The 17652-nt window shown below is 72.9% G+C and carries 15 protein-coding genes; 8 read left to right on the top strand and 7 right to left on the bottom strand.

Annotation, left to right across the window (positions count from 1 at the left end):
- Positions 1–70: 70 nt before the first annotated feature.
- On the top strand, positions 71–1330 hold the full coding sequence (locus DFQ13_RS24150) for an MFS transporter (protein ID WP_110081467.1): 1260 nt from the start codon (positions 71–73) through the stop codon (positions 1328–1330).
- A 15-nt stretch (positions 1331–1345) separates the two neighbouring features.
- Positions 1346–2713 (top strand): GH1 family beta-glucosidase, encoded by a 1368-nt coding sequence (locus tag DFQ13_RS24155; protein ID WP_110081468.1) that lies wholly within the window; start codon positions 1346–1348, stop codon positions 2711–2713.
- A gap of 9 nt (positions 2714–2722) precedes the next feature.
- Here DFQ13_RS24155 and DFQ13_RS24160 read toward each other — a convergent pair whose 3' ends face one another.
- Positions 2723–3721: a beta-ketoacyl-ACP synthase 3 gene (locus DFQ13_RS24160; protein ID WP_233438555.1), complete on the bottom strand. Its 999-nt coding sequence runs from the start codon at positions 3719–3721 to the stop codon at positions 2723–2725.
- Positions 3722–4070: 349 nt separating this feature from the next.
- Between DFQ13_RS24160 and DFQ13_RS24165 the strand changes: the two genes are divergently transcribed.
- On the top strand, positions 4071–5348 hold the full coding sequence (locus tag DFQ13_RS24165; RefSeq protein WP_035280483.1) for an APC family permease: 1278 nt from the start codon (positions 4071–4073) through the stop codon (positions 5346–5348).
- On the opposite strand, the gene icmF is transcribed toward DFQ13_RS24165, so the two are convergent.
- Positions 5299–8532: a fused isobutyryl-CoA mutase/GTPase IcmF gene (icmF, locus tag DFQ13_RS24170; protein WP_110081470.1), complete on the bottom strand. Its 3234-nt coding sequence runs from the start codon at positions 8530–8532 to the stop codon at positions 5299–5301. The two genes, DFQ13_RS24165 and icmF, sit on opposite strands and share 50 nt — an antisense overlap.
- A gap of 289 nt (positions 8533–8821) precedes the next feature.
- On the opposite strand from icmF, the gene DFQ13_RS24175 reads away from it, so the two are divergent.
- Positions 8822–9298 (top strand): nucleoside deaminase, encoded by a 477-nt coding sequence (locus DFQ13_RS24175; protein WP_233438556.1) that lies wholly within the window; start codon positions 8822–8824, stop codon positions 9296–9298.
- A gap of 223 nt (positions 9299–9521) precedes the next feature.
- On the opposite strand, the gene DFQ13_RS24180 is transcribed toward DFQ13_RS24175, so the two are convergent.
- Positions 9522–10298, bottom strand: coding sequence for an SDR family NAD(P)-dependent oxidoreductase (locus tag DFQ13_RS24180; protein WP_110081472.1), 777 nt, complete (start codon positions 10296–10298; stop codon positions 9522–9524).
- 86 nt (positions 10299–10384) lie between these two features.
- Between DFQ13_RS24180 and DFQ13_RS24185 the strand changes: the two genes are divergently transcribed.
- A complete protein-coding gene (locus DFQ13_RS24185) occupies positions 10385–11242 on the top strand; it encodes a helix-turn-helix transcriptional regulator (protein WP_110081473.1) in 858 nt (285 codons plus the stop codon).
- Between the two features lie 10 nt (positions 11243–11252).
- Here the strand turns inward: DFQ13_RS24185 and DFQ13_RS24190 are convergent, their stop codons facing one another.
- Positions 11253–11852 carry a hypothetical protein gene (locus DFQ13_RS24190; protein ID WP_035286129.1) on the bottom strand — a complete coding sequence of 200 codons (600 nt, stop codon included), beginning with the start codon at positions 11850–11852 and terminating at the stop codon, positions 11253–11255.
- Positions 11853–11962: 110 nt separating this feature from the next.
- On the opposite strand from DFQ13_RS24190, the gene DFQ13_RS24195 reads away from it, so the two are divergent.
- Genes DFQ13_RS24195 through DFQ13_RS24205 form a run of 3 tightly spaced genes read left to right on the top strand, consistent with a single transcriptional unit; the run spans position 11963 to position 14540 of the window.
- Positions 11963–13297 carry an SAM-dependent methyltransferase gene (locus DFQ13_RS24195; RefSeq protein WP_110081474.1) on the top strand — a complete coding sequence of 445 codons (1335 nt, stop codon included), beginning with the start codon at positions 11963–11965 and terminating at the stop codon, positions 13295–13297.
- A 47-nt stretch (positions 13298–13344) separates the two neighbouring features.
- On the top strand, positions 13345–14082 hold the full coding sequence (locus DFQ13_RS24200) for a DUF1295 domain-containing protein (RefSeq protein WP_110081559.1): 738 nt from the start codon (positions 13345–13347) through the stop codon (positions 14080–14082).
- Complete coding sequence (locus DFQ13_RS24205; RefSeq protein ID WP_035286131.1) at positions 14079–14540, top strand: peroxiredoxin; 462 nt, start codon at positions 14079–14081, stop codon at positions 14538–14540. The genes DFQ13_RS24200 and DFQ13_RS24205 overlap by 4 nt, the downstream gene beginning before the upstream one ends.
- A 48-nt stretch (positions 14541–14588) precedes the next feature.
- On the opposite strand, the gene DFQ13_RS24210 is transcribed toward DFQ13_RS24205, so the two are convergent.
- From DFQ13_RS24210 to DFQ13_RS24220, 3 genes are all read right to left on the bottom strand, one after another.
- Complete coding sequence (locus DFQ13_RS24210; protein WP_110081475.1) at positions 14589–15236, bottom strand: TNT domain-containing protein; 648 nt, start codon at positions 15234–15236, stop codon at positions 14589–14591.
- Between the two features lie 254 nt (positions 15237–15490).
- Positions 15491–16231: a peptidylprolyl isomerase gene (locus DFQ13_RS24215; RefSeq protein ID WP_407643203.1), complete on the bottom strand. Its 741-nt coding sequence runs from the start codon at positions 16229–16231 to the stop codon at positions 15491–15493.
- 183 nt (positions 16232–16414) lie between these two features.
- A complete protein-coding gene (locus tag DFQ13_RS24220) occupies positions 16415–17563 on the bottom strand; it encodes an LCP family protein (protein WP_110081476.1) in 1149 nt (382 codons plus the stop codon).
- Between the last annotated feature and the right edge of the window lie 89 nt (positions 17564–17652).

Here is a 17652-nt window from a genome sequence, read left to right on the forward strand (position 1 = left end):
ATTCCCGATGCCGACCCATCCTGATGCGTCCTGCCCCGCCGAGCCGCTGACCGTCCCCACCGGAGGCCGCATGACCGCGAACGCGCGCCCGGGCTCCGCGCCCGCCGCAGCGCCGACGCTGCCGCCGCCCAAGCGGTGGACCGCGGCGCTGGCGTTCGCCGCGCTGGCGGTGAACGTCGGGTTCTTCGGACCGATCCAGATCCTGCTGGCCCGGCAGGCCGAACTGGTCTCCGCCGAGTCGAAGGCGTCGGTGCTGGCGCTGGTGGCGGGGGTCGGCGCGCTGTGCTCGATGGTGGCGAACCCGCTGTGGGGGGCGCTGTCGGACCGCACGACCGGGCGCTGGGGCAGGCGGCTGCCGTGGGTGCTCGGCGGGGCCGTCGGCGGGGCGGGCGGGCTGGTGCTGCTGGCCACCGCGGAGTCGGTCGGCGGGATGATCCTCGGCTGGTCGGTGGTGCAGGTGGCGCTGAACGCCGAGTTCGCCGCGCTGGCCGCGGCCATCCCCGACCAGGTGCCGGTGGACCGGCGGGGCGCGGCGGGCGGTTGGTTCGGGCTGGCGCAGACCGTGGGCGTGCTCATCGGCACCGGTCTGGCGGTGAGCGGCGGCGCGGCGACCGGTGGCGTGCTCGGCGGGTACCTGGCGTGCGCGGTGTTCGTGGTGCTGGCGACGGTGCCGTTCGTGCTGCTGCGCCGCGACGTGCGGCTGACGCGGGCCGAGCGGCCCCCGTGGGACGCCGCCGCGTTCGCCCGCGGCTTCTGGCCGCGCGGGTTCGGCGCCGACTTCGGCTGGGCGTGGCTGACCCGGTTCCTGATGAACCTGGGCAACGCCCTGGCCCTGCTCTACCTGCTGTACTACCTCAAGGACGAGGTCGGCCTGGTCGACGCCGAGAGCGGGGTGCTGGTCCTGACCTCGGTGTACGCGGTGGCCCTGCTGTCCACGGTGGTCGTCGGCGGCGTGTGGTCCGACCGCACCGGCAGGCGGCGGATCTTCGTGATGGGCTCCGGGGTGATCATGGCGGTGGCCTCGGCGATGATGGTGGCCTGGCCGACCTGGCCGGGCGCGGTGCTGGCCGCCGGGGTCCTCGGCATCGGCTTCGGCACCTACACCTCGGTCGACTTCGCCCTGGTCACCCAGGTGCTGCCCGCCGCGGCCGACCGGGGCAAGGACCTCGGGGTGATCAACATCGCCAACACGCTGCCGCAGGTGCTCTCCCCGGTGGTGGCCGCGCCGATCGTGGCGCATCTGGGCGGCTACCCGACGCTCTACCTGGTGGCGGCGGCGGTGGGGTTGCTGGGCGCCACGCTGGTCTACAGGATCAGGGGTGTCCGCTAGTCCGAGGAGGCCCCCGTGACCGAGCCGTTCCCCGCGTTCCCGCCCGACTTCCTCTGGGGTGCCGCCTCGGCGGCGTACCAGGTGGAGGGCGCGGTCGACGAGGACGGGCGCGGCCGCTCGGTCTGGGACACCTTCTGCGCCGAACCCGGCCGGGTCGAGGGCGGTGACACCGGCGCCGTCGCGGCCGACCACTACCACCGCTTCCCCGAGGACATCGCCCTGCTGCGGGACCTCGGGGTGGGCGCGTACCGGTTCTCCATCGCCTGGCCGCGGGTCGTGCCGGACGGCGCGGGCGCGGTCAACCCGGCGGGGCTGGACTTCTACGACCGCCTGGTCGACGAGCTGTGCGCGGCGGGCATCGCCCCGGCCGCCACCCTGTTCCACTGGGACACCCCGCAGGCCCTGGAGGACGCGGGCGGCTGGCTGTCGCGCGACACCGCCGCCCGCTTCGCCGAGTACGCCGCCGTCGTGGGCGACCGGCTGCACGACCGGGTGCGGATGTGGATGCCGCTGAACGAACCCGTCGTCGTCACCATGTTCGGCTACGCGCTGGGGCAGCACGCGCCGGGCCGGGAGCTGGGTTTCGAGGCGCTGCCCACCGCGCACCACCAGTTGCTCGGTCACGGTTTGGCGGTGCAGGCGCTGCGGGCCGCGGGCTGCTCGAACATCGGCATCGCCAGCAACCACAGCCCGGTGTGGGCCGCCTCGGACGCCGAAGAGGACGTCGCCGCCGCCGACACCTACAGCACGCTGGTCAACTGGTTGTTCGCCGACCCGGTGCTGCGCGGGCGGTACCCGGCCCCGGAGCTGGCGGCGCTGATGCCGGGTCCGGTCGTCGAGGACCTCAAGGTCATCTCGACGCCGCTGGACTGGTTCGGCATCAACTACTACCAGCCCGCGCTGGTGGGTGCGGCGACCGGCGGCAGCACGCCGGTGGTCGAGGGCGCGATGCTGCCGCCCGGCCTGCCGTTCGAACCCCGGCCCATCGAGGGGTACCCGAGGACCGACTTCGGCTGGCCGGTGGTCCCCGACGGCCTCCGCGAGACGGTCGCGATGTTCACCGACCGCTACGGCGAGGCGCTGCCGCCGTTGTACATCACCGAATCCGGTTGCTCCTACCACGACCCGGACCCGGTCGACGGTCGCGTGCCCGACCCGGACCGCGTCGCCTACCACGACGGGCACCTGCGCGCGCTGGCCCGCGCCATGGCCGACGGCGCGGACGTGCGCGGCTACTTCGCCTGGGCCGCCACCGACAACTTCGAGTGGGCGGCCGGGTACCGCGAGCGCTTCGGACTGGTCCACGTGGACTACGCGACGCAGACCCGCACCCCGAAGGACTCCTACCACTGGTACCGCGACGTGATCGGCCGAGCGCGCTGAACCCGGCGCTCAGGCCTCCAGCGGCAGCGAGTCGGGGATGCGCACGACCTGGGCGGCGTAGGCCAGGCCCGCGCCGAAGCCGATCAGCAGGGCCAGCCCGCCTGGCTTGACCTCGCCCTCGGCCAGGAGGCGGTCCAGGGCCAGCGGGATGGAGGCGGCGGAGGTGTTGCCCGCGTCCACCACGTCCCTGGCGATCACCGCGTCCGGGGCGTCGATCTTGCGGGCCAGGGCTTCCACGATGCGCAGGTTGGCCTGGTGCGGCACGATCGCGTCGAGGCGGCGGGGGTCGACCCCGGCGAGTTCGCAGGCCCGCAGCGCCACCGGGTGGATGTTGTTGGTGGCCCAGCGGAACACCGCCTGCCCCTGCATCCGCAGGGTCGAGGCGCCCTCCGGGACGTCGATCAGCTCCGACTGGCTGCCGTCGCTGCCCCAGGCGACGGGGCCGATGTCCGGGTCGTCGGAGGCGGCGACCACCGCCGCGCCCGCGCCGTCGCCGAAGATGATGGAGGTGCCCAGGTCGGCCTCGTCGACCAGGTCGGTCATCTTCTCCGTGCCGACCACCAGCACCCGCCGCGCCGAGCCCGCGCGGATCGCGCTCGCGGCGACGGCCAGGGCGTAGCAGAAGCCCGCGCAGGCGGCGTTGAGGTCGTACCCGGCGGCCCCGTTCGCGCCGATGCCCGCGGCGACCCCGGCGGCCACCCCGACCAGCGGTGAATCCGCCGAGCAGCTCGCCACCACGACCAGGTCCACCCCCGCGGCGTCCACTTCGGACCGCTCCAGCGCCCGCATGGCCGCGGCGACGGCCATCGACTCCCGGGTCTCGGTGGTGGCGAAGCGGCGGGAGACGATGCCGGTCCGTTCCCGGACCCAGTCGCCGGTGCGGCCGAACCGCTCGGCGATCTCCGCGCTGCCGACCGCGGTCGCGGGGCGGAAGCCGCCGAACCCGAGGATTCGCGCACCGGGCGAACCGGTCGATTGCAGGAGCTGGCGGGGTGCGGTGAGAGTCACCCCGCCACTGTGCGGAATTACCATTCGGTACGACCAACCCTGAGGCTTAAGACACACCTAAAGTGTCAGCTCCGGAAACCTACTCGAAAGTCGATTCACAATTTCCCGCCGATCGGGGACCCCCTGAACGTCGGAATTGAATGATAACCCTGTGCCCATTCACCTCGAATCGGCGGGCGCGCCGGGCGTTGCCGGGACGTGGCCCCCGGGAGTCCGGCGCGGTGGTCCCCGGTGAACACGGCGGGGGTTCCGCGCCACGCGCGCCCACCCGCCACCCCGGTCCGGGACGATGTGGGCCGTGGAGAACTCGGGCCCCCGGCGGGGGCGTGCGGTCGGATGGGTCCGGGGGCTGCTCGGGCGTGCGGACGGGCCAGCGGAGCCAGGCGGCCTGGTCCGGCGGCTGGGCCTGGGGGACGCGGTGGTGCTCGGGCTCGGGTCGATGATCGGCGCCGGGGTGTTCAGCGTGTTCGGACCCGCCGCGGCGGCGGCCGGGCGGTGGCTGGTCCTCGGGCTGCTCCTCGCCGCGCTGGTGGCGTTCTGCAACGCGATGGCCTCCGCGCAGCTCGCCGCCGCCAACCCCACCTCCGGCGGCGCCTACGCGCACGGCCGCCGGTGGCTCGGCCCGGGGTGGGGGTTCGCCGCCGGGTGGGGGTTCGTGGTGGGCAAGACCGCGTCCTGCGCGGCCATGGCGCTGACCTTCGCCACCTACGCCCTCCCCGGGCCGTGGTGGGCGCAGCGCGGGCTGGCGGTGCTCGCGGTCCTCGCGCTGGCGGCGCTCAACTACCGCGGCATCACCCGCACCGCCGCGCTGACCCGGGTGCTCGTCTGCCTCAGCCTGGCGGCGTTGGCGGTCATCGTGATCGGGATGCACCTCGGGCCGGGTGCCGAGGCCGCGGGCGGCGTCGACACCAGTGCGTACGGGGTTCTCCAATCGGCCGGTTTGCTGTTCTTCGCGTTCGCCGGTTATGCGCGGGTGGCGACATTGGGCGAAGAGGTGGTCGAACCGCAGAAGACCATTCCGCGCGCCATCACCATCGCCCTCGGGATCACCGTGGTGATCTACCTGGTGGTCGGGGTCAGCGCCTTGGCGGCGGTGGGGGCCGAGCGGCTGGCGGGCAGCAGCGCCCCGCTGGCCACCGCGACCGCGGGGGTGGCCGGGCTCGACGTCGTGGTGCGGGTCGGGGCGGCCGTGGCGAGCCTGGGGGCGCTGCTCGCCCTGGTGGCCGGGGTGGGGCGCACGACGATGGCGATGGCCAGGGAGCGGGACCTGCCGCCGTGGCTGGCCGCCGTGCACCCGCGCCACCGGGTGCCGCACCACGCGGAGGTCGCCGTCGCCGTGGTGGTGAGCGCGCTGGTCCTGGTCGCGGACCTGCGGCAGGTGATCGGGTTCTCGTCGTTCGGCGTGCTCGTCTACTACGCGATCGCCAACCTGGCGGCGTTGCGCCAACCCGAGGACGAACGGCGGTGGCCCCGAGCGCTGTTCGTGCTCGGGGCCACCGCGTGCGCCGTGCTGGTCGTGACCCTGCCGGTGGGCGCGGTGCTGACCGGCGTGGGCGTCTACGCCGTCGGGTTCGCCGTCAGACGTTTCGCCGGTACTGGCCGCCGACCTCGAAGAACGCCGTCGTGATCTGACCGAGGGTGCAGACCCTGGCCGCGTCCATCAGCACCTCGAAGACGTTGCCGTCGGTGCCCGCGACCTCGCGCAGCCGGGCCAGCGCCTCCTCCGCCTCGTCGCGGTGCTCGGCCTGGTAGGCGCGGACGCGGTCCACCTGGGACTTCTTCTCCGCCTCCGTGGCGCGGGCCAGCTCGATCTCCACCACCTCGTCCTCCTCGCCCCTGGCGGGCAGGAAGGTGTTGACGCCGACCAGGGGCAGCGACCCGTCGTGCTTGCGGTGCTCGTAGAGCATCGACTCGTCCTGGATGCGACCGCGCTGGTAGCCGGTCTCCATGGCGCCGAGGACGCCGCCGCGGTCGGAGATGCGGTCGAACTCGGTCAGCACCGCCTCCTCGACCAGGTCGGTCAGCTCGTCGATGACGAAGGAACCCTGCAGCGGGTTCTCGTTCATCGACAGGCCCCACTCCTTGTTGATGATGAGCTGGATCGCCATGGCCCGGCGGACCGAGGACTCGGTGGGGGTGGTGATCGCCTCGTCGAAGGCGTTGGTGTGCAGGGAGTTCGCGTTGTCGTACAGCGCGCACAGCGCCTGCAGGGTGGTGCGGATGTCGTTGAAGTTCATCTCCTGCGCGTGCAGGGAGCGGCCCGAGGTCTGCACGTGGTACTTGAGCTTCTGCGAGCGCTCCGCGGCGCCGTAGCGGTCGCGCATGGCCACCGCCCAGATGCGGCGGGCGACCCGGCCGATGACCGAGTACTCGGCGTCCATGCCGTTGGAGAAGAAGAACGACAGGTTCGGCGCGAAGTCGTCGATGTCCATGCCGCGGGCCAGGTACGACTCGACGTAGGTGAAGCCGTTGGCCAGGGTGAAGGCGAGCTGGCTGATCGGGTTCGCCCCGGCCTCGGCGATGTGGTAGCCGGAGATGGACACCGAGTAGAAATTGCGCACCCGGTTGCGGATGAACCACTCCTGGATGTCGGCCATCATCCGCAGGCTGAACTCGGTGGAGAAGATGCAGGTGTTCTGGCCCTGGTCCTCCTTGAGGATGTCGGCCTGCACCGTGCCGCGCACGTTCGCCAGCGCCCACGCGGTGATCTCGCGCCGCTCCTCTTCGGACGGTTCGCGGTCGTGCTCGACCACGAACGCGTCCACGCGCTGGTCGATGGCGGTGTTGAGGAAGTAGGCCAGGATGGTCGGGGCCGGGCCGTTGATCGTCATCGACACCGACGTGGTGGGCGAGGTCAGGTCGAAGCCCGCGTAGAGGGCCTTCATGTCGTCCAGGGACGCGATCGACACCCCGGAGGTGCCGATCTTGCCGTAGACGTCCGGCGGGGTGTCGGGGTCGCGGCCGTAGAGGGTCACCGAGTCGAACGCGGTGGACAGGCGGGTCGCCGGGTTGCCCTCGGAGAGCAGCTTGAAGCGGCGGTTCGTGCGGAACGCGTCGCCCTCCCCGGCGAACATGCGGGCCGGGTCCTCGCCCTCGCGCTTGAACGGGAAGACGCCCGCGGTGAACGGGAAAGCGCCGGGCAGGTTCTCCTTGCGCAGGAAGCGCACCAGCGTGGCGTCGTCGTCGAACCGGGGCAGGGCGACGCGCGGGACCTTGTTGCCGGACAGCGTCTCGCGCCAGAGCCGGGTGTGCAGCTCCTTGTCGCGGATCTTCACCACCAGTTCCTCCGCGCGGTACCGCTCGACCGTCGCGGGCCACTGGGCCAGCAGGTCCTCGGTGTCGCGGTCGACGCGGCGGGCGGCCTCGGCGGCGAGGCGGTCCACGTCGTCGGTCGGGGTGCCCGCCCGGGCCAGGGCGTCGCGGGTGAAGGTGAGCGCGGCGCGCTCGCGGACGGCGTCGACCTGGGCGTCGGTGCGGCGGTGGTGGCCGCGGACGGTCTCGGCGATGTCGGAGAGGTACCGGGCGCGCTGCGGCGGCACGACGGTGGCCGCGGAGGTCGAGGTGCGCCCCTCGACGTGCGGGAGCGCGCCCTCGCCGAACGCGACGCCCTTCTCCCCCAGCAGGGTGCGCAGCTCCTGGTAGAGGGCGGTGACGCCGTCGTCGTTGAAGGTGGCGGCGCTGGTGCCGAAGACCGGCATGTCCTCCCAGGACCGGCCGAACGCCTCCCGGTTGCGCACGAGCTGGCGGGCGACGTCGCGGCGGGCGTCCTCGGCGCCGCGGCGCTCGAACTTGTTGATCGCCACCACGTCGGCGAAGTCCAGCATGTCGATCTTCTCGAGCTGCGAGGCGGCGCCGAACTCGGGGGTCATCACGTACAGCGAGGTGTCGACGAACGGCACGATCGCGGCGTCGCCCTGGCCGATGCCGGGGGTCTCCACGATGACCAGGTCGTGACCGGCGGCCTGGCAGGCGGCGATGGTGTCGGCCAGCCCGTCGGGCACCTCCGAGCCCGCGCTGCGGGTGGCCAGCGACCGGAAGAACACCCGATCCCCGTCCAGGGAGTTCATCCGGATGCGGTCGCCGAGCAGCGCGCCGCCGCCCTTGCGCCGGGTCGGGTCCACGGCGATGACCGCGACCCGCAGCTTGTCCTGCTGGTCCAGGCGCAGTCGGCGGACCAGCTCGTCGGTCAGCGAGGACTTGCCGGAGCCGCCGGTGCCGGTGATGCCCAGGACCGGCACCCGCCGGTGCGGCCGGTCGAGGGCGGCGCGCAGGTCCGCGGGCACGGTGCCCGCCTCGATGGCGCTGATGGTCCTGGCCAGGGCGGCGTGGTCCCCGGCGAGCAGGGCGTCCGGGGCGGGGGCGGGCAGGGTGGCCGGGTCGGTGTCGCAGGCGGCGATCATCGAGTTGATCATCCCGGGCAGGCCGAGGGTCTGGCCGTCCTCCGGGGAGAAGATGCGGGCCACCCCGCGCGAGTGCAGCAGCCTGATCTCCTCGGGCACGATGACGCCGCCACCGCCGCCGAAGACCTTGATGTGGCCCGCGCCGTTCTCCTCCAGCAGCTCGACGAGGTAGCTGAAGTACTCGACGTGCCCGCCCTGGTAGGCGCTGATGGCCACACCGTGCGCGTCCTCCTGGATGGCGGCGGTCACCACCTCGCGCACCGACCGGTTGTGCCCGAGGTGGACCACCTCGGCCCCCTGCGACTGCAGGATTCGGCGCATGATGTTGATCGCCGCGTCGTGCCCGTCGAACAGGCTGGCCGCGGTGACGAACCGCACCGGGTGGGCCGGGCGGTGCAGGTCGGCGGGCATGGAGACCTCCGGGTTGGCACTGGTGGACCGACGACGTCGACGGACCGGTATTAGTTTGACGTCCTACTATCGGACGGGCAAGTACCGCGAAACCGGCCGCCCGGTGTACCGATCGGTAGGATGACCACTTCCCGACCGTAGCGAGGTGGGCGATGACCCCGGAATCGGTGTCCAGGACAACGGCAGGCGAACAGAGCGCCACGGCCCTGCTCACGGCGGGTCCGGCACCCGGGGAGGCGGCGGTGACCGTGACCGACGCCATGGCCGGCGGGCCTTGCGGGTCGCCGCGGTGAGCGCCCCGGACGACTGGCTCCGCCAAGCGGTGGCCCTCGCCGAGCGCAACGTCGCCGACGGCGGCGGCCCGTTCGGCGCCCTGGTGGTCCGCCCGGGCGAGGGCGAGGTCATCGCGAGCGGCGTCAACCGCGTCACCACCGACCTCGACCCCACCGCGCACGCCGAGGTGGTGGCGATCCGGGCCGCCTGCCGGGCCGTCGGCGACTTCAAGCTGACCGGCTGCGTCCTGGTCAGCTCGTGCGAGCCCTGCCCGCTGTGCCTGTCGGCCGCCCTCTGGGCCCGGGTGGACGCGGTCCTCTACGCCGCCGACCGCCACGACGCCGAACGGGCGGGCTTCGACGACCGCGTGTTCTACGACGTGTTCGCCCTGCCCCGGTCCGAGTGGCCGCTGCGGGTCACCCACCGGCGCACCGGCACCGAGCGGTCCCCGTTCACCGCCTGGGACACCAAGGCGGACCGCACGGACTACTAGGGCCTGTCCCCGACAGCCGGCGACCACCTCACCAACCGCAGGCCTGGCGGCCGGCCACACCGAGCCGTCAGCGGCGCAGCCGCCGACCACCCCGGAAACCGGCGGCCCGGCTACGGATGTGCCCGGGTGGGTGGATTTGCTTGGGTGGGGGAGCCGATCATGTGCAAGCCTGCCTGGGCTGTGGGGCACTCTTTTCGCCACCGCGGAGCGGGGCCCGTCGACGTCAGGCGCCCGCGCCGCCGTCGACCGGGATGATCGTTCCGGTCACCATCGCGGCGCGGTCGCTGAGCAGCCACGCCGCCACCTCGGCGACCTCGTGCGGCTCGGCCATCCGGCCGAGCGGGATCGAGGCGTTGATCCGGTCGACGACGCCCGGGGTGGCCGCCTCCCAGGCATCGATCATCTCCGTGGCGGTGCCGCCGGGGGCGATGCCGTTGACCCGGACGCCCGTGGGGGCCCAGGTCACCGCGGCGGTCTCGGTGATGCTGTTGAGGGCCCGCTTCATGGCGCCGTACGCGGGGAGTTCGGGGTTTGCGCGGCGGCTGCCGATGCTCGAGGTGTTGACGATCGCCCCGCCGCCCCCGCGGCGCATGAGCGCGGCCTCGGCGACCATGGCCGTCCAGTGCGCGCGGAAGTTCACGGCGTACTGCTCGTCGAGGTCCTCCTCGCCGGTGGTGTCGAGCGGACCGGGTCGGTGCTGGATGGCCGCACCGTTGTTGAAGGCACCGTCGAGCCCGCCGTGCAACTGCTCGACCCGGTCGACGGCGGCCCGGATGCCCGCCCGGTCGGCGAGGTCCAGCGCGACGGCGTCGGCGGTCCCGCCGTCGGCGCGGATCTCGGTGACGAGGCGGTCGAGCGCGTCGGTGCCCCGGGCGGCGAGGACGACGGCCGCGCCTTCCCGGGCGAACAGCCGGGCCGCGGCCGCGCCGATGCCGCGGCTGGCGCCGGTGATGAAGACGACCTTGTCGGTGAGCAGGCCGATGGGGGTGCTGGTTGTCATGCCGACAGCGTCCCGGCGGCTCGGGGACCGGATACAGGTACCGATTGTGCCTGGCTCCGCGGCCACCCGGCGCGCAAGCTGGGGACATGGACAAGCAGGAACTCGGGGCGTTCCTCCGCAGCAGGCGCGAGCGGCTCCGACCGGAGGACGTCGGTCTCCCGTCGGGTCCGCGGCGGCGGACCCCGGGCCTGCGCCGCGAGGAGGTCGCGGTGCTCGCCCACATCTCGACCGAGTACTACGTCCGGCTCGAACAGGCCAGGGCCCGGCGTCCGTCCGGCGAAGTGCTGGCCGGGATCGCGGGCGCGCTGCGCCTGACCGACGTGGAGTCCGACCACCTCCACGTCCTGGCGGGCACCGCCCCGGCGAGGACCGGCAGGCACCGCCGCGACGTCCGCCCCAGCATCCTCGCCCTCCTGGAGCGCATCCCGCGGACGGCGGCGTTCGTGATGTCCGCGGTGTTCGAGGTCCTGGCGTGGAACGACCTGGCGGCCGCGCTCATGGAGGACTTCGCCGGGCTCGCCCCGCGCGATCGCAACCTGGCGCGCAGGGCGTTCCTCGGGTCACCGCACCCCGAGGCGGTGCTGTACGGGATTTCCGACCTCGCCGAGTTCCGGCACCGCGTCGTCATGGAGTTGCGCGCCGCCCTCGCCCGGTACCCGGCGGACCCCGGGGTGACCGGGCTCGTCGAGGAACTGCTCGACGGCAGCCCCGAGTTCGCCCGGCTCTGGGAACGGCGCGACATCCAGGCGGTGCCGGTGCTCACCAAGACGTTCCGGCACCCGGTCGTCGGTGAGATCACCGTCGACTGCGACTCCCTCGCCCTCACCGACCGCGACCAGCACGTCGTGCTCTACACCGCGCCACCCGGTTCCCGCGACAGCGAGGCGCTGGCCCTGCTGGACGTGCTGGGACCCGAGGGCGTCGGCGCGGGCGGATCGCGCTAGCGCAAGGGCGTCACCGCACCAGCAGGAACACCGCGCCGCCGAAGACCGGCCCGAGCAGGGAGCCCACGACCACCTGCGCCACCGTGTGCTCCCCCAGCACCACCCTGGCCCAGCAGACCGCCACCAGCGGCACCAGCAGCAGCAGCGACCACCACCCGTACAGCAGGGTGATCATCGCCACCGCTCCCCCGGCCACCGCGGCGTGCAGCGAGACCTTCCAGCGGCGGGTGATGGCGATGCACACCACCAGCGTGCCCAGCATCGACAGCGACAACGCCAGCACCTCGCGCGGCGCACCGCCGAGGACCAGGACCGCCAATCCGACCAGGGTGGACACCAGGCCGACCATGAGCGGCAGGAAGCGGTGCTCGCGGTCGCGGACGTGGTGGGTGTCCCAACGGCCCTGCCGAGCGCCGCGGATGATGAAGGCCATCGGGATGACGCTGGAGAACAGCGCCACCTCCAGCCCCCAGACCAGCGTCCACCACGGGTCGAAGCCGGTGGCCGACCAGGCCACGGCCAGCGGGAGCACCACCACGACGACGGCGGGGGCGAAGACCTCGCTCACCGCGTGGGCCAACCGCCGGTCGCGGGTCACCACCTGGGTCATCCGGTGATGATCGCACCGCACCCGCCAATCCCGCGAGCCAGCGGTCCCGAACCCCCTGCGGTGGCGCCCCCACCGGACAGCACAACCCACCGGACGAACGGAGCCCCGCGGTGGCCGGATCGACACCAGTAGCGACCACTCTGGCCCGGGTCGTCGAGCGCGTGCTCGGCGCCCCGCTGCCCATCCGGCTGCGCGCCTGGGACGGCAGCGAGGCCGGGCCGCGGGGTGGGCCGGTCGGGGTGGTGCGCAGCAGGCGGGCGCTGCGCAGGCTGCTCTGGGACCCGGACGAGCTGGGCCTGGCGCGGGCGTACGTGACCGGTGACCTGGACGTCGAGGGCGACCTGTACGAGGCGCTGTCGCTGTTCTGGGCGTTGCAGCGGGAGAGCAGGATCTCCCCGCCCCGGCTGAGCCTGCGGGAGAAGGCGGGGTTGTTCGGCACCGGCGTGCGGCTCGGCGTGGTCGGTCCCCGACCGCCCGCGCCCGCCGAGGAGGCCCGGCTCAGCGGCACCGAGCACACCAGGGCCCGCGACCGCGCCGCCATCGCCCACCACTACGACCTGTCGAACGAGTTCTACCGCCGCGTCCTGGACCCGCAGATGGCGTACTCCTGCGCGTACTGGACCTCGCGCGAGCCCGGCTACACCGTGGAGGACGCGCAGCGCGACAAGCTCGACCTGGTGTGCACCAAGCTGGGGCTGCGCCCGGGGATGCGGCTGCTCGACGTCGGCTGCGGCTGGGGTTCGCTGTCGGTGCACGCGGCGAAGCACTACGGCGTCGAGGTCCTGGGCATCACCCTGTCGACCGAGCAGCGGCAGTTCATCCTCGACCGCCTGGAGCGCGAGGGCCTGACCGACCGGGTCGAGGTGCGGTTGCAGGACTACCGGGAGCTGGACGAGGGCGACGACGGCCTGTTCGACGCCATCGGCACCCTGGAGATGGGCGAGCACGTCGGGGCGGGCAACTACCCGGTCTACGCCGCCACCCTGTTCCGGATGCTCAAGCCCGAGGGCAGGTTGCTGTTGCAGCAGATGTCGCGCGGCGCCACGGCGCAGGGCGGTGGCGCGTTCATCGAGTCCTACGTGGCCCCGGACATGAACATGCGCCCGGTCGGGCAGACCATCGACCTCCTGGAGGGCGCGGGCCTGGAGGTCCGCGACGTGGAGTCGATCCGCGAGCACTACCTGTGGACGGTGCGGGCGTGGGCGCAGACGCTGGAGGAGAAGTGGGACGAGCTGGTCGCCATCGTCGGTGAGCAGCAGGCCCGCGTGTGGCGCCTCTACCTGGCCGGGGGCGGGCTGGCGTTCGCCGAGAACCGGATGGGCGTGGACCAGGTCCTCGCCGTGCGGCCCACCGCAGTCGGGTCTTCCGGTCTGCCGCGCACCCGCGCGGAGCTGCTGGCCCACCGCGCGGAGGTCGCCCGGCCGCAGGAGGAGGTCTCGCGGTGACCCTGCTGTCGAACGCGCTCATCAGCCTCGGTGTGGTGCTGGTGGTGATGGTCGCCGCGTTCGGCGTCAGCCTCGCCAGGGGCCGGTACGACACGGTGGACACCGTGTGGGGGCTGGGCTTCGCGGTCGTCGCCGTGGTCACCTGCGCGCTGGCCACCGGCGACCTCGCGCTGCGGCTGGTGACGACCGCGCTGACCGTGGTGTGGGGTGTGCGGCTCGCCGTGCACCTGCACGTCCGCAACCACGGCAAACCGGAGGACCGCCGCTACACGGAAATCGCGCGGCGGGCGAAGGGCGACCCCCGGTCGCACGTGTTCGTCCGGGTGTTCCTGGTGCAGGCCGCGGTGATGTGGTTCGTGTCCCTGCCGGTGCAGGCCGCCCAGTACGCCGACTCGTTCGGCGTACTGGCCTGGGTCGGGGTGGCGGTGTGGCTGGTCGGGTTCGTCTTCGAGACCGTCGGCGACCGCCAGCTCAGCGCGTTCGCCAACGACCCGTCCACCAGGGGGAAGGTGCTCGACACCGGCCTCTGGCGCTACACCCGCCACCCGAACTACTTCGGCGACGCCGCCGTGTGGTGGGGTCTGTACCTGCTCGCCTGCGCCTCCTGGCCGGGCGCGGCGACGGTCCTGTCCCCCATCGCCATGACGTTCACCCTCGCCAAGGGCACCGGCAAGCCGATGACGGAGAAGCACCTGTCGTCGAGCCGACCCGGGTACGCCGACTACGTGGCCCGCACCAGCGGGTTCTTCCCACTGCCACCGAAGGAACGAGGAGCGCTCCGATGAAACCCGGGGACAAGGTCACCGATTTCACCCTCAGGGACGACAAGGGGGTCGACCGCTCGCTGAGCGGGTTCCTGGCCACCGGCCCGGTCGTGCTGTTCTTCTACCCGGCCGCGATGACCGGCGGCTGCACCGCGGAGAGCTGCCACTTCCGCGACCTGGCCGCCGAGTTCGCCGAGGTGGGCGCGCACCGGGTCGGCATCAGCCCGGACCCGGTGGACAAGCAGGCCCAGTTCGCCGCCGTCAACTCGTTCGACTACCCGCTGCTGTCCGACCCGGACGGTGTGGTGGCCACCCAGTTCGGGGTGCGGCGCAGGTTCGGCCCGCTGCTGACCAAGCGCAAGACCTTCGTCATCGACACGGACTCCACGGTCCTGGACGCCGTCAAGAGCGAGCTGCGCTTCGCGGTGCACGCGGACAAGGCGCTGGAAGTGCTGCGCGGGCGCACGAGCGCCGCGTGAGGCAGGGGTGTCCGGCCCACGTCGGGGGTGGGCCGGACACCTGCCACTTTAGACGATCCGTTCGAGGTAACCGTTGTCCAGCAGCCACATCACGTTCACCTGACCGGGTGCTCCCGGGATCAGCGTCCCGTTGAGCTGGTACTGGAGCCCCCCGCCGAGCTGGTAGAACCACGGCGCGATCGGACCGGCGTTCACGTCGAACGGTCGCAGCACCTTGTAGATGTGGTAGTTGCAACCGGCCGCCGGGTTCCCGACCAGGTTGGACGGCGGGATGGATCGGGTCGTGTACGGGAGTCCCTCGGGGGCCAGGAAGCCGCCGAACTCACTGCCGTAGCGGTCGATGCGCTGGCCCCGGAACAGGGTCTGCTCCCACTTGACCGGCGTGCCGTCCCCCCTGAGGACGTAACCGTCCTGCGGCGGGTAGCGCCAACTGTTGGCGGCGTCGTCGTAGTACCTGCCGAGGAAGTCCTCGGTCGAGCGCAGGCCGGTCCGGCTGTAGAGCGCGGTCTGGAAGCCCACCGACCCCAGCCTGGGCAGCGTTTCCGGCCCGAGCCTGCGGTCCCCCTGGTACAGCTCGGCCGAACACTCCCTGGGCGACAGCGGCGCCGCCGTCTCCGCCTGCGCAACGGGCGCGATCACCGTCAGGGCGACCACCCACCCCGCGACGACCGCTCCGACCCGCTGTGTCCACTTCATCTGCTGCGCCTCCGGCACGAAGTTCCCGCTGCCCGGGATCGGGCAGGCCAGACGCTAGCGAGATTCCCCGGGAGCAGAACCCGAAAGTCGCCCGGTTCACCTGTTCGATCTTGAGCGCTCACGCGCCGCTGCCGCGAATTGGTCCGAACGGGTCATCCCGCCGACCCGCCAGGGGGATTTGGGCGCCCCTGGTGTTCACCCGGCGCGCTGTTTCTCGGCGGTCCCGGCCGGGTGTCCGGCCGGGACCGGCGGGGTCACCAGCGGAAGCCGGTGATCCTGGCCCTGGCGATGGTGGTGGTGGCCGCGGGCGTGCCGTCGACCGGGGCGGGGTCCTCGGCGGTGGGGACGGTGCCCGCGGCGGCGACCCGGTCCAGAGTGGTCAGACCCGGCGCGTCGACGGTGCCGAAGACCGTGTAGTCGGCGCGCAGGGCGGAATCGCCGTACACCAGGAAGAACTGGCTGCCGTTGGTGTCGGGGCCCGCGTTGGCCATGGCGAGGACACCGCGGGCGTAGAGCTTGCGGTAGCCGGTGGTGTCGCCGGGGTACGGGGGGAGGTCCGTGGGCAGTTCGTCCTTGTACCGGTAACCGGGGCCGCCTTCGCCGGTGCCGCTCGGGTCGCCGCACTGGAGGACCTTGAGGGTGGGGTAGGCGGTGAGCCGGTGGCAGGTGGTGGCGTCGTAGAAGCGGTGCAGGGTGAGGTGCAGGAAGCTCAGGGCCGTGCAGGGGGCCTTGGCCAGGTCCAGGGTGACCGTGATGGGGCCCTGGGAGGTGGACAGCTTCACGTCGACCTTGCCGCGGTCGGGGGTGTGCCGGGGGTCCGGGGGCAGCGGAACCGGGCGGGCGGCGGGGTCGTCCGGGGTGGCGGTGAACTGGCAGGGGCCGTGGGTGACCGCTGGTGGGCGGGGTGCTGGGGTCGCGGTGGCCGGGGCTGCCAGGGTGAGGCCCGCCGCGGTGAAAGCTGCCGCGGTCAGGGCCTGGGACAGACGGGTGCGCAGGGTGGTCACGCGTGTCCTCCTTCGCTGCACGCCGGGGCGGGTGCAGCGAGCGAGTGTACGGGCGCGTGGCGTCACCGCGACAGCGCCGGACAGACCACTCCGAGCGGCGGGGAAGACCTCCAGGACGCCCGGACGCGCGACTGCCCGCCCTCTCGACGAGCGGGCGGGCAGTCGCGTGCCGGGCTAGGCGGGTGGGCCGACGATGACGTTGGCCGGGACATCGGCGTCGGTGCGCAAGGCCTCGAAGAGGGCCAGGGCCTTGGGCTTGTCCCACAGGATGACGTCCTGGCCGCCGACCTTCTTGCTGCCACTGAACGGGACCGTGGTGGTGATCAGCTCGCTGTCGGCCATGGCCAGGGCCAGACCCGGGAGGTTGTGCAGGTGGTCGCCCTCGTCGACGGTGACGGCGTCGGGGGCGGCGGCGAGGAGGGGGAAGAGGCGGAAGGGGTTGATGAGGGTGCCGACGCTGGTGGCCTTGTCGGTCAGGGCGGAGATGAACTCGCGCTGGCGGATTACCCGGTCGAGGTCGGCGCGGGGGCCCACCCGGGTACGGACGTAGCCCAGGGCGTTGGCGCCGTCGAGTTCCTGGCAGCCCGCGGGCAGGTCGATGCCCGCGAGCGGGTCCTTGAGGGGTTCCGGCGGGCACATCTCGATGCCGCCGACCGCGTCGACCACGTCGGCGAAGCCGCCGAGGCCGATTTCGATGTAGTGGTCGATGCGCAGGTCGGTGACGCGTTCGACGGTCTGCGCGAGCAGGGCGGGGCCGCCGAAGGCATAGGCGGCGTTGAGCTTGTTGCTGCCCTTGCCCGGGATCGGCACGTACGAATCGCGCAGCAGCGACACCAGCGTGGGCTTGGTGGCGTTGTCCGGGATGTGCATCAGCATGATGGTGTCGGTGCGGCGGCCCTCGGGGGCGCCGGTGTTCAGGCGGCCCTGGTCCTCGGCGGAGAGGCCCTCGCGGCTGTCGGAGCCGACGATGAGCCAGTTGGTGCCCGCGCCCGCGGCGGGCCTGCCCTCGTAGTCGGCGAGGGCGGCCTCGCGGTTGAGCGAGGTCTCCAGGTAGATCCAGGTGCCCGCGAACAGGGCGACGACCAGCAGCAGCGCCGTCAGGACCACCTTGCGCCAGCGGCGCTTGCGCCGCGGCGGGGCGGGCGGCGGGCCGTAGCCACCGCGACCGCCACGACCGGCCGGACCGCCGGGTCCACCGGGACCCACCGGGCCGCCGTGGCCGGGTGCGGGGCGGCCAGGCGGGCGGAAGCGCGGGTCGCGCGACGGGCGTCCCTGTGCGGGCTGCTGCCACCCCGGCTGCCGCTGTCCGTGTCCGTAGCTCATCGAGACCCAGCTCTCCTGGAGGCCATGTCGCGGGACTGTCCCACTCATCCTGCAAGACGCCCGACCGGGCCGCAGGTTGCCAGCAGACG

The sequence above is a fragment of the Actinokineospora spheciospongiae genome, assembly GCF_003182415.1.
Lineage (GTDB): Bacteria > Actinomycetota > Actinomycetes > Mycobacteriales > Pseudonocardiaceae > Actinokineospora > Actinokineospora spheciospongiae.